General features: G+C 66.0%; 12 protein-coding genes. 2 read left to right on the forward strand and 10 right to left on the reverse strand.

All coding sequences use genetic code 11. The annotated features are described in order from the left end of the window. Positions 1 to 420: 420 nt before the first annotated feature. Positions 421 to 1,005 (forward strand): hypothetical protein, encoded by a 585-nt coding sequence (locus RIC54_RS24890; RefSeq protein ID WP_350084688.1) that lies wholly within the window; start codon positions 421 to 423, stop codon positions 1,003 to 1,005. A 10-nt stretch (positions 1,006 to 1,015) separates the two neighbouring features. Here RIC54_RS24890 and RIC54_RS24895 read toward each other — a convergent pair whose 3' ends face one another. The 10 genes from RIC54_RS24895 to RIC54_RS24940 form a co-directional block, all read right to left on the reverse strand. Further along, positions 1,016 to 1,459, reverse strand: coding sequence for a DUF1489 family protein (locus RIC54_RS24895; protein WP_350084689.1), 444 nt, complete (start codon positions 1,457 to 1,459; stop codon positions 1,016 to 1,018). An 18-nt stretch (positions 1,460 to 1,477) separates the two neighbouring features. Continuing rightward, on the reverse strand, positions 1,478 to 2,869 hold the full coding sequence (locus RIC54_RS24900; protein WP_350084690.1) for an SLC13 family permease: 1,392 nt from the start codon (positions 2,867 to 2,869) through the stop codon (positions 1,478 to 1,480). Further along, positions 2,866 to 4,878, reverse strand: coding sequence for an acetyl/propionyl/methylcrotonyl-CoA carboxylase subunit alpha (locus tag RIC54_RS24905; RefSeq protein WP_350084691.1), 2,013 nt, complete (start codon positions 4,876 to 4,878; stop codon positions 2,866 to 2,868). The genes RIC54_RS24900 and RIC54_RS24905 overlap by 4 nt, the downstream gene beginning before the upstream one ends. Continuing rightward, the gene (locus tag RIC54_RS24910) at positions 4,875 to 5,678 is read right to left on the reverse strand and encodes an enoyl-CoA hydratase/isomerase family protein (protein WP_350084692.1); all 804 of its coding nucleotides are present in this window, start codon (positions 5,676 to 5,678) and stop codon (positions 4,875 to 4,877) included. Before RIC54_RS24910 ends, RIC54_RS24905 begins: the two co-directional genes overlap by 4 nt. Before the next feature lie 16 nt (positions 5,679 to 5,694). Next, positions 5,695 to 7,302, reverse strand: a complete 1,608-nt coding sequence (locus RIC54_RS24915) for a carboxyl transferase domain-containing protein (RefSeq protein ID WP_350084693.1) — start codon at positions 7,300 to 7,302, stop codon at positions 5,695 to 5,697. A 9-nt stretch (positions 7,303 to 7,311) separates the two neighbouring features. After that, complete coding sequence (locus tag RIC54_RS24920) at positions 7,312 to 7,944, reverse strand: 2-hydroxychromene-2-carboxylate isomerase (RefSeq protein WP_350084694.1); 633 nt, start codon at positions 7,942 to 7,944, stop codon at positions 7,312 to 7,314. A 37-nt stretch (positions 7,945 to 7,981) separates the two neighbouring features. Then, on the reverse strand, positions 7,982 to 8,662 hold the full coding sequence (locus RIC54_RS24925) for an SDR family oxidoreductase (protein WP_350084695.1): 681 nt from the start codon (positions 8,660 to 8,662) through the stop codon (positions 7,982 to 7,984). Positions 8,663 to 8,679: 17 nt separating this feature from the next. Then, on the reverse strand, positions 8,680 to 9,294 hold the full coding sequence (locus RIC54_RS24930) for a DUF1989 domain-containing protein (RefSeq protein ID WP_350084696.1): 615 nt from the start codon (positions 9,292 to 9,294) through the stop codon (positions 8,680 to 8,682). A 106-nt stretch (positions 9,295 to 9,400) separates the two neighbouring features. Further along, complete coding sequence (locus RIC54_RS24935) at positions 9,401 to 9,802, reverse strand: RidA family protein (protein ID WP_350084697.1); 402 nt, start codon at positions 9,800 to 9,802, stop codon at positions 9,401 to 9,403. 4 nt (positions 9,803 to 9,806) lie between these two features. Beyond that, positions 9,807 to 10,445 carry a DNA-3-methyladenine glycosylase I gene (locus RIC54_RS24940; protein WP_350084698.1) on the reverse strand — a complete coding sequence of 213 codons (639 nt, stop codon included), beginning with the start codon at positions 10,443 to 10,445 and terminating at the stop codon, positions 9,807 to 9,809. 110 nt (positions 10,446 to 10,555) lie between these two features. Here RIC54_RS24940 and RIC54_RS24945 point away from each other — a divergent pair, with 110 nt between their 5' ends. Beyond that, on the forward strand, positions 10,556 to 11,080 hold the full coding sequence (locus tag RIC54_RS24945; protein WP_350084699.1) for a nuclear transport factor 2 family protein: 525 nt from the start codon (positions 10,556 to 10,558) through the stop codon (positions 11,078 to 11,080). The last annotated feature ends 174 nt before the right edge of the window (positions 11,081 to 11,254 follow it).

Raw genomic sequence — 11,254 nt, forward strand, 5'->3', positions numbered from 1 at the left:
AGAAGCGCCAGAAATCAGGACGCACAGTCAGATGCACAGATCGGCTCGTATGCCAGAACCCTCTCAGGTCCCAGCGTGCCCAGCAAAACCAAGCCAGACCGCCGCCTGCGCATCCCTTCCATTTCACAATGTCCAAGAGCCAGGGCTTTCACCCTCTCGTCGGCGACAAAACGGCCGCGGCAAGTCTCCCTGCCCGACACTGTTTCTTTCCGAAGAGACCGGCGGGGGCGTTGCCCTCAGCGGTGGTGGGGTTATAGGCGCCACATTTTCGGATGGCAAGCCCTGGATTCATAAAAACGACATTCGCCGATTCAGAAAAACGTCGCCCGCCATATGCTGACTTTGGCGAGCACCCATGGCACAATATGTGGGCATGGCGGCACCGACCGTCGACGCTTCCAGCAAGGACCCGAAGCCCCCATGACGCCGATCCCGCCGTTGAACTTCCGCACCTTCGTTCTCCCGCGCCTGGGCCGCGTTGCGAGCATCACTGCCCTGGTCGCCTTGATGCCGCTCACCGCGTGCGTGCCGAACCCTCTGGACGGCTTCAACAGCAAGCCAGAGCAGAGTACCGCCAGCGCCAAGGGCCGCAGTTCGGAACAGCCGGTCGATACCGGTGCCACCGCGGCGGATACGTTCAAGCAGTTCAACGACATCCCGATCCCGGCCGACGCCGACATCGACCTGGAGCAGTCGCTGGTGCTTGGCACCGAGGACGGCTGGATCGGCCGACTGTCGCTCGACGTCGGTTACGTGATGATCGACATGTACGCGTTCTACACCAAGGAGATGCCGCGATTCGGCTGGGAGCAGCTCACCACCGTGCGGGCGCGGATCTCGACGATGACCTACCGGCGCGGATCCCGCGTTGCGACCATCACCATGCAACCGCATTCCGGCCTGCAGAAGTTCAGCAACCTGAGCAGCGGCACGACAATCGATTTCACGGTGGCCCCGGCCAACCGATCGGTGATCGACAGCGGCAAGAAGCCGGCCGGCGGTTAAGCGGCCTCGGTCACAGAAGCCCCAGGGACCGCAGCTCGCGGCGCATCTCCTCGGGCATTTCCGCCGATTCGCCGGATTCGTACGCGGGCAGGTCAGCGGGTGCGTCGGCGCCTTCCAGATAGCGCCACCCCTGGAACGGGCGATGGCTGCGCGGGATCACCCGCACCAGCTCGGGCTCGAATACCAGGGCACAGCATGCCCGGCCCTCATGGTCGGTCGCCGGTTCGATGGCGTGAATGCGCTGCCGCACCCGGATCTCCCGGCGAATCACCCAGTACAGCGATCCTCCGCTGCCGAGGATCTCCTCGGCCCGCCGCGGCGTGTTGCGTGTGAGATGTCGGCCGTAAGGCGGCAGACCGGCGGCCTCGAGCTCGGCGCGCCGCCGCGCCCGCCACGCGACGAGTTCCTCAACCGTATCGATGCCGACGCACAGCTTGATCAGATGTAGGGCCATTGTCCTCTCAACGCGGAGTCATGGCAGCAGGCCGAGAACCCGCCACCACAGATAGTTCAGCGGCAACAGCAGGACCACTGTTGCCGCCGCCGACAGCAGCGCAGTCCCGGCCGCCGCCCGCGCCGGGATGTTGCCGAGCTGCAGCAGAACGATCAGCGGCGGCACTTGGTAGGGGAAAAACACGGTGGAGAATCCGACGACGAAGGTCATCAGGACGGTCTCGATCGGCAGGCCCGACGCCAGCGCCATGTCGCCGGCGATCGGCGTGAGAATCGCCGGTACGCCGGGCATCGTGGAGACCGTACCCAGCCCGGTGGCGAGCAGCGACAGCACGAAGAAGCTGCGGCCCGGCGACTCCGGATCGAGCTTGATCGCTGAGAGCACTCCCTCCGCCAACGCGGCTCCGAGCCCGCTGTCGGCGACCAGAGCACCGACACCGAGAATGCCGGCCACATAGATCAGCGGGTTCATCGGAACCTTGTCGCGGAACGCCTGGGGCGGGACCAGTCCGACCGCCGGCATCAGACAGATCAACCCGGCGCCCAGGCTGATCCACGCCGGCGAGACGCCATGAACCGCATCGCTCGCCCACAACGCCAACGCCGCCGCCAGCAGAACCGCCAGCCTGCGCTCGTCACGGCTCCAGTACACCCGCTCGGTGTCTTCCGCAGCGGTGCCGGGCTCGGTCGGCGTGTCGCGGAACAACACCCATACGACGGCCACCAGCAAGGCCGATTTCAGCAGCCCCAGGACCGGAAAATGGATCATCAGCCAGTCGAAGTACTGCAACTGGACGCCGTGGAACACCTGCGCGGCGCCCAGCAGCACATTGTTCGGCACATTGGCCGGCAGGATCGCGACCGGCCCGAGGTACGAGCCGAACCCGGTGGCGATGACCAGGCCGGTGCGCCCGCGCGACCCGTCGCGGTAACCGAGCCGGTCCGCCAGCGCCAGCACGATCGGCAAGAGCAGGATCAGCCGGCTCATGGTCGATGGCATCAGAAAACCGAGCGCCAGGCAGACCGTCACCACCCCGGCGACGGTTGCGAAGTACCCGCCCCGGAACCGGCCGACCAGTGCCCGGGCGATCCGCCGGCCCAATCCGGTGCGGTCGACCCCAGCACCGATCACCAGGCCACCGAACACCAGCCAGAACGCCGGACTGGCGAAGCCGGAGAAGATCACCAGCGGCTTGCCGACATGCAGCACCATGGCGCCCAGGAAAAAGCCGAGCGCCGCCAGATGTTCCGGCACCAGCATGGTCGCCCAGCAGCCGATGGCCAGAACCACCAGGGCGGCGGCCTGCATCATGACCGGCGACGCCCCCTCGGGCGGCGGCGTGAACCAAAGAAACAGCGCCGCCACGGCCAGGGCCAAGGCGATCAGCGGAGTGCGATAGCGGGCAATCATTCGTCGCCAGCCTCCAGCACCACCAGCTCGTCACCTTCATCGACCAGATCGCCTTCGGCGACCGCCAGGCGGGTCACCACACCGTCGGCCGGCGCCGCCACCGTGTGTTCCATCTTCATCGCTTCCGTGACCAGCAGCGTGGCGCCACGGGTCACACGGTCACCGACCGCGACATCCACGCGTATCACCTTGGCCGGCATCGGTGCCGTCAGCCGGCCGTGACCGACCTCCTGGACCTCGCCCGCCGCGAACGGGTCGTCCAGAACGAGCGGCCAGGAGCGGCCGTCGAGGAACACCACGCGCCGATCACGGTCTGTCACAACGACCGCTCGGTGGCGTACACCGTCGACCCGGATTGCCAGACTTCCATCGGCATCGACGCGTCCGGAAAGGTGATGGTCGGTACCGTCGAACCGCGCAGTCCAACCGGCCCCATCCCCACTGCGCTCGGCCGCCATCCGCACCACCGTGACCCGCTCGCCCTCGCGGAAGCCAAGGTCGTGGTGGCCGACATCGTTGAGCCGCCAGCCATCGGCCCGCGCCCACGGCGAATGCGGATCGTCGGTACGGGCGGCAGCGGATCTGGCGGCAGCATCGAGCGCCAGCATCTCGGCGAATCCGGCGATTGCCAGAACGGCGGCCGGTGCCGTCTCTCCAGTCGGTGCCAGGGTATCGATCTCGCGCCCGACGAAGCCGGTGTCGATCGGCCCCGCCACGACCTCGGGATGCTCGACCAGACGCTTCAGAAATCCGGCGTTGGTGGTCACGCCGACGATTTCGGTTCGTCCCAGGGCGGCTCCGAGCCGAGCCAATGCCTCGCGGCGATCACGGCCGTAGGCGATAACCTTCGCGATCATCGGGTCGTAATGGACGGTAACCGCCCCACCCTCCTCAACCCCGGTGTCGATCCGGATCCCTTCGCCTTGCGGGAAACGCAGCCGGGTCAGCGGGCCGGTCTGCGGGAAGAAATCGCGGGCCGGATCCTCGGCGTACAGGCGGACCTCGGCGGCGTGGCCGGTGATCCGCAGGTCGTCCTGGGCAAACGGCAGCGTCTCTCCGGCGGCCACCCGTAGCTGGAGGGCCACCAGATCCAGGCCGGTGATCAGTTCGGTGACCGGGTGCTCGACCTGCAGACGGGTATTCATCTCCATGAAATGGAAGGTTCCTGAGGCGTCCAGGATGAACTCAACGGTTCCGGCCCCGACGTAGCCGACGGCCTCGGCCGCCGCGACCGCGGCCTTGCCCATCGCGTCGCGGGTCGCCGGATCGAGGCCCGGTGCCGGAGCCTCCTCCAGGATCTTCTGGTGCCGACGCTGGGCCGAGCAGTCACGCTCGAACAGGTGGACGGTGTTGCCATGGCTGTCGGCGAACACCTGGACCTCCACGTGACGCGGCCGTTCCAGGTACTTCTCGACGATCAGCCGGTCGTCACCGAACGATGCCTTGCCCTCGCGCTTCGCCGAGTCGATCGCCGCCTGCAACTCGTCCTCGGCCCGAACCACCCGCATGCCTTTGCCGCCGCCGCCGGCCGATGCCTTCAGCAAAACCGGAAAGCCGATGGAACGCGCGGCCGCCGACAGGGTCGCCGATGCCTGGTCGTCACCGTGATAACCGGGCACCAAGGGCACACCAGCCCTTTCCATCAGCGCCTTGGCGCCGGCCTTGGAGCCCATCGCGTCGATCGCAGACGCCGGCGGTCCGACGAAAATCACCCCTGCGGCCTCACAGGCGCGGGCAAAGCCTGCGTTCTCCGACAGGAACCCGTAGCCCGGGTGCACCGCATCGGCGCCGGCGCGGCGCGCTACATCGAGGATCACATCGGCTTTCAGATACGATTCGGCGGCGGCAGCGGGCCCGATCGGCCAGGCTTCGTCGCAGGCCCGGACATGCGGGGCCTCGGCATCCGCCTCGGAGAACACCGCGACAGTGCGTATGCCCATGTCCCGTGCCGTGCGGGCAACCCGGCAGGCGATCTCGCCGCGGTTGGCGATCAGCAGGGTGCGGATCATGCCGTCCACCCAGGCTTACGCTTCTCCAGGAACGCGCTCAGCCCCTCCTTCGCCTCGTCCGTGACCCGCTGGTGAGCGATGCGCTGGGCAGTGTCGCGGCTCAACAGGTCGTCGATCTCCTTGATCGCCACATGCTTGATCAGATCCTTGGCCGCCCGCACCGCCTTCGGCCCGGCTGACAACAACTCGGCCAGCAGTTGGTCAACCCCGGCATCCAACGCACCCTTCGGCGCCACCTCATGGACCAGACCGATCCGGAAGGCCGTCTCGGCGTCGAAGCGTTCGCCGGTCAGGAAGTAGCGTCGGGCGTTGCGCGGCCCGATCGCCCGCAGGACATAGGGGCTGATCGCCCCGGGAATGATCCCCAGCTTGACCTCGCTGAGCGCGAACAAGGCATCCTCGGCAGCGACGGCCATGTCGCAGCAGGCGGTCAACCCGACACCACCGCCCATCGCCGCCCCGTTGACCCGGGCAATGGTCGGCATCGGCATGGTATCCAGCCGGTGCATCACGCCCGCCAACCGCAGCGCGTCCTGGAAGTTCTCGTGGTCGCCCTGCTCGCCGGACGACCGCATCCAGTTGAGTTCGGCGCCGGCCGAGAACGCCGCGCCGGCACCGGTCAGGACCAGGGCGCGAATCGCCTTGTCGGCCGCCAGCTCGTCCAGGCAGATCGTCAGGTCGGAAATGAGGACGCCGTCAAAGGCGTTGCGGATGTCCGGACGGTTGAGGGTCAGCCTGACCACGCCGCGCGGGTCTCGCTCGACAAGCAGGGTTTCGGGCCGCTGGATCGCGGTTTTCATGGGCATTCTCCGCCGATCACATCCGGAACAGGCCGAACCGGGTCTCACCGATCGGCCGATTGAGCGCCGCCGACAGCGACAGCGCCAGAACAGTGCGGGTCTCCGCCGGGTCCAGGATGCCGTCATCCCACAGCCGCGCGGTTGCGTAGTAGGGATGACCCTGGCGCTCATACTGGTCGCGGATCGGAGCCTTGAACGCGACCTCCTCGTCCTCGGGCCAGCTCTCGCCGCGTGCCTCCAGACCATCGCGACGGACCTGGGCCAGCACGTTTGCCGCCTGCTCGCCACCCATCACCGAAATCCGCGCGGTCGGCCACGTGTAGAGCATGCGCGGGCCGTAGGCGCGGCCGCACATGCCGTAGTTGCCGGCCCCGAACGACCCGCCGACGATCACCGTGAACTTCGGCACCTCGGCGGTCGCCACCGCCGTCACCAGCTTGGCGCCGTCCTTGGCGATGCCGCCGGCCTCGTATTTGCGGCCGACCATGAAGCCGGTGATGTTCTGCAGGAACAGCAGCGGAATGCCGCGCTGGGCGCACAGTTCGATGAAATGGGCGCCCTTCAGGGCCGATTCGGAGAACAGGATGCCGTTGTTGGCGACGATCCCGATCGGATAGCCATGAATGTGAGCGAACCCGGTTACCAGCGACGCCCCGTACAGCGGCTTGAATTCATCGAAGTCGGACCGGTCGACAATGCGGGCGATCACCTCACGGATCTCGATCGGCTTGCGCAGGTCGTCCGGCATCAGGCCGTAAATCTCCTGCGGATCGTAGAGCGGCGGAGCCGGATCTCGGATCTCGACGGATGGCCGTTTCGGCCGATTGAGGTTACCCACGATGCCACGCGCCAGGGCCAAGGCGTGATGGTCGTTCTGCGCCATATGGTCGGTCACGCCGGAGGTCCGCGAATGGACCTCGGCACCGCCCAGATCCTCGGCCGACACCACCTCGCCGGTCGCTGCCTTCACCAGCGGCGGGCCGGCGAGAAAGATCGTGCCCTGGCCTTTCACGATGATGCTTTCGTCGGCCATTGCCGGAACGTAGGCGCCACCCGCGGTGCAACTGCCCATCACCACGGCGATCTGCGGGATCCGTTCGGCCGACATCCGGGCCTGATTGTAGAAGATCCGCCCGAAGTGATCGCGGTCCGGGAACACCTCGTCCTGGTTCGGCAGGTTGGCGCCGCCGGAGTCGACCAGATAGATGCAGGGCAGGTTGTTCTCGCGCGCAATTTCCTGGGCCCGCAGATGCTTCTTCACCGTCATCGGGAAGTAGGTGCCGCCCTTGACCGTGGCGTCGTTGCAGACGATCACGCATTCCCGCCCCGACACCCGGCCGATGCCGGTCACGATGCCGGCCGCCGGCACATCGCCGCCGTAGAGCCCGTCCGCCGCCAACTGGCTGAACTCCAGGAACGGAGCGCCGGGATCGAGCACCGCGCGCACGCGGTCCCGCGGCAGCAGCTTGCCGCGGGACAGGTGGCGCTCCCGCGCCCGTTCACCGCCCCCTTCCTTGACGGCGTGCAGTTTGGCCCGCAGGTCATCCACCAACCCGCGCGTGCGCGCGTCGTTGGCTCGGAAAACGTCAGACCGGGTATCGAGCTGCGATTTGATGACGCTCATGCGCTGCGCTCACCAACCGCCGGTGGCGAGCCAGCGTTCCACATGGTCCAGGCGGTCCGCTCCCCAGAACGGTTCGCCATCAACCACGAAGAACGGCGAACCGCACACACCGGCCGCCATCGCTGCATCGTTCTCGGTCTTCAGCCGTTCCTTGACCGCCGGGTCGCTGAGCGCTTCGCCAAGCCGGCTGGCATCGATGCCGACCCCGTGCGCAACCTCCAGGACCGCGTCAGCCGTTCGAATGTCGCCACCTTGGGCGAACGCCCGGTCGTAGAGCGCCAACGACAGGGTTCGTGCCTGGCTGGGCTCACGGTCCTGCACCCAGTACACGGCACGGGCTGCCGCGATCGAGGGAAACGGCATAACCTGCGGAAACTCCAGCGGCACTCCATGAAACCGGGCGGTCCGCTCAATATCGCGCCGGGTGTAGGGCCCTTTTATCGGGATATCGAGCAGCGGCTGGGCGCCGGTCGTCTTGAAGATCACCCCCAGCAGCACCGGCCGCCACAGCACGGTCCGGCCATAGAGCCGAGCGATGTCATCGATCTTGTGGGCCGCGAGGTAGCCGTACGGGGATGAGAAATCGAAGTAGAAATCAATCGGTTCGTCCGAGTGCCCGTCGTCTGTATCGTTGTCGGCCATTTGCCGGATCCTTTTCCTGCGTCAGCATCGGCGTCCGTCACCAGGGCAACGGCGCGCCGTCGTAATTCCAGAATGTTCCATTGTCGCCGGGGACCAACCCCGCCACCACCTTGCGCATACCGGCCACACTTTCCGGAGCGGTCACCGGCGCGGTCGGTCCACCCATGTCGGTGCGGACATGTCCCGGATGGAACACAACGGCGGTCACGCCCTTCGACTCCAACTCTTGCGCGAGGCAACTCACCGCCATGTTCAGCGCAGTCTTGGACGACCGGTAGATCACGTTGCCGCCGGTGTTCTGACCGATCGACCCCATCTTCGAGCCGGTGAACGCCATGACCTTCAGAGTCGAGGCCTGCACATTGTCCCTCAGCGCCCAGGCTACCCGGACCGGCCCGAACAGGTTGGTCGCCATGGTCCGGGCCCAGACGTCGTAGTCAACATCGGCAATCGAAGCGCCGCGCTTGCCGATCACCCCAGCGTTGTTGAACAGAACGTCGATCGACTGTCCCTTAAGATCGACCGCCAGCGCATCAACGCTCGACGCATCGTCGACGTCGAGCCGATGGGTTTCGACATTGCCTCCGATGCCTGCCAGATCGGCCGCCCTGTCGGGATCCCGGCAGGTCGCCAGCACACGCCACCCGTCCGCCGCGTACTGCCGCGCCAGTTCGAGCCCGATGCCGCGGTTTGCGCCGGTGATCAGGACAGTCGGCATGCAACCTCCTCGGATGGTCAGAACGCCGCGCCGTCCAGCACGATGAAGTGGGCCGCCTGCGGGATGCAACCGGCGCCGTTAATCGGGATCATGTCCTGCGGGCATGCGGAGAAGGCCACGATGCAATCGCGCGCCGCCTTCAACAGAATGAAGCTGCCCGGCTCTGACACCGGCGGCTTCCAGTCGATCCGGCCCGACAGGTCCCAGGGGATGTTCATGAACAGGTTCAGCGGGCTTGGCGTCTCCGGCGCCGTCAGGCCCAGTTCCGCCAGACCGGCGTGCAGATTGTCCTGGCAGTTGTCGTGATGTCCGGTGACGCCAAGCCCTTCATAGCGCCAGCGGTCGCAGGCGGCGATGAAGGTGTCATGGACCTCGCCCGAGGTGTCGTCGACCACGCTCAGGATCGGCCGGCGACGGTTGGTGACCAGGACGTCGCCGATCTTCGGAGTCAGCCGGTTCATGGCGGCGCGGCTGTGTTCCATCGACATGAACTCGCTCATGTCGCCGTCGACGAACGCCCAGGTGTCGACCACCTGGGTACCGGGAGTGTTGATGACCTTGATCACCCCGCCGGCCGGCAGCCGGGCGGCCTTGCCCTTGCGGGCCGGGATCGTGACAGTTTGTCCTGTCATGGCTGTCTCCCTGCGATTGCGGGCGAAGACTTCCTCACCAATGCAGAGGCGACGATAGCAAGCGGCCCCTGCCGGTAGCGAGTCTTCCCCACGACGCCCGGCGGCATCAGACGCGGCCCTGGGCGTCGAGCGCCATGCGCGCCGTCACCTCGATCTCGACACGCATGTAGGGCTCTACCAGTTCCGCAAGCACTGTCGTGTTTGCCGGACGGGCGGCATCACAATGCCGTTTAATGATCGGCTTGATGCGCTCGAATTCGGCACGGCTCGCCACAAACACCCGGATCCGCACCAGGTCGTTCAGGCTGGAACCGGCTTTGCCAAGTGCCCGCTCAATCGTCGCGAAGCAATTCTCGCACTGAGTCTCTACATCCTCGGGGAACTGTAGCGTTTCCGGATCGAAGCCGGTGGTGCCCGACACGAACACGTAGGGCGGATCGACCACGGCCCGGGCGTAGCCGGCCATCTCCTCGAACGGAGCGCCTGAATAGATGCGGGAACCGATCATGACGTCACTCTCCTCGCTGTGGCCGCCGGAATGCAGCGCGCGCATCCTCGCATCGCGCACGCATATGGCAGCCGTCCAGATGATCATTCACCACCCCGAGCGACTGCATGAAGGCGTACATCGTTGTCGGACCGACGAAACTCCACCCCCGCTTCTTCAACGCCTTGGACAGCGCGGTGGACGCATCGGACTTGGTGATCGGCATCAGCGTCGCGCGATCGAAGCGTTGCGGCCGCTCCTCCGGTTTCGGCTCGAACGACCAGATGAACGACGCCAGCGACCCCGCCTCATCCACCAATTCGATGGCTCGGCGGGCGTTGTTGATGGTGGACTCGATCTTGCCGCGGTGCCGAACGATGCCGGCGTCGCCGAGCAACCGCTGGACATCCGTCTCGTCAAACTCGGCTACCCTGCGGAAATCGAATCCGGCGAACCCGGTCCGGAAGTTCTCCCGCTTGCGCAGGATGGTCAGCCAGGACAAACCGGACTGGAACCCTTCGAGACAAATCTTCTCGTACAGCCGGATATCGTCGGCCGTCGGGTGTCCCCATTCGTCGTCGTGATAGGCGACATAGTCCTCCTGCTCGCCACACCACGAACAGCGGGCACGACCGTCGCCCGAAGTTATTAATCCCTCATTCATTCCAGCCACCATAGGATCTGTTCCGCGCGAGCACTTGCGACACCCGATTGCGGGGCGTCCGATTGCCTCGCCAATCCACGACGTCGACCATAACCGAAGGGTACCGAGAAATGTCCGACCTGAACGACCAGCAGCAGGCGCTCGTTGCATTGTTCCAGGAGCATGTCCAAGCCGAGCTTAGGGGCGATCTCGAAACCACGATGGCGACCATGACCGACAACCCGCACCTCACCAACGTGCCGTCGATGGTGGGTGGCAACGGCCAGAAAGGTGTCCTCGACTTCTACGCCAATCACCTGGTCGGAAAGTTCTTTCCCCCCGACGTCGAGATGATCCCGGTATCGAGCACCGTCGGGACCAACCAGATTGTCGACGAACTGGTGATCCGGTTCACCCACACCGCCGTGATCGATTGGATGCTGCCTGGGGTGCAGCCGACTGGAAAGCGGGTCGAGGCGGCGTTCGTCGTTGTCGTCGGGATCGATGGCGGAAAGATCTCGCACGAGCACATCTACTGGGACCAGGCCAGCGTGCTGGTGCAGATCGGGCTGCTCGATCCGAAGGGCTTGCCGGTGAGCGGCGCCGAAGCCGCGCGCCGGATCCTGGATCCGACCCTGCCGTCGCGGGCGATGTGAGGCCGACCGGGGCCCTGGCCCCGGAAGCCGCAAACAACGAGAACGTTCCCGATCGGAGCGCAGCAGGTCATTTCGTGCATGCGGCCTCATGCGCTCACGCCGTTTCCTTGAACAACTCCCGGCCGATCAGCATGCGGCGGATCTCGCTGGTGCCGGCGCCGATCTCGTAGAGCT

The organism is Thalassobaculum sp. (assembly GCF_040219215.1).
Classification (GTDB): Bacteria; Pseudomonadota; Alphaproteobacteria; order Thalassobaculales; family Thalassobaculaceae; genus Thalassobaculum_A.

Bases quoted from the DNA above. Each gene is read 5' to 3' on its own strand.
- RIC54_RS24890 (WP_350084688.1), top strand. From the start codon at position 421: ATGACGCCGATCCCGCCGTTGAACTTCCGCACCTTCGTTCTCCCGCGC.
- RIC54_RS24895 (WP_350084689.1), bottom strand. From the start codon at position 1,459: ATGGCCCTACATCTGATCAAGCTGTGCGTCGGCATCGATACGGTTGAG.
- RIC54_RS24900 (WP_350084690.1), bottom strand. From the start codon at position 2,869: ATGATTGCCCGCTATCGCACTCCGCTGATCGCCTTGGCCCTGGCCGTG.
- RIC54_RS24905 (WP_350084691.1), bottom strand. From the start codon at position 4,878: ATGATCCGCACCCTGCTGATCGCCAACCGCGGCGAGATCGCCTGCCGG.
- RIC54_RS24910 (WP_350084692.1), bottom strand. From the start codon at position 5,678: ATGAAAACCGCGATCCAGCGGCCCGAAACCCTGCTTGTCGAGCGAGAC.
- RIC54_RS24915 (WP_350084693.1), bottom strand. From the start codon at position 7,302: ATGAGCGTCATCAAATCGCAGCTCGATACCCGGTCTGACGTTTTCCGA.
- RIC54_RS24920 (WP_350084694.1), bottom strand. From the start codon at position 7,944: ATGGCCGACAACGATACAGACGACGGGCACTCGGACGAACCGATTGAT.
- RIC54_RS24925 (WP_350084695.1), bottom strand. From the start codon at position 8,662: ATGCCGACTGTCCTGATCACCGGCGCAAACCGCGGCATCGGGCTCGAA.
- RIC54_RS24930 (WP_350084696.1), bottom strand. From the start codon at position 9,294: ATGACAGGACAAACTGTCACGATCCCGGCCCGCAAGGGCAAGGCCGCC.
- RIC54_RS24935 (WP_350084697.1), bottom strand. From the start codon at position 9,802: ATGATCGGTTCCCGCATCTATTCAGGCGCTCCGTTCGAGGAGATGGCC.
- RIC54_RS24940 (WP_350084698.1), bottom strand. From the start codon at position 10,445: ATGAATGAGGGATTAATAACTTCGGGCGACGGTCGTGCCCGCTGTTCG.
- RIC54_RS24945 (WP_350084699.1), top strand. From the start codon at position 10,556: ATGTCCGACCTGAACGACCAGCAGCAGGCGCTCGTTGCATTGTTCCAG.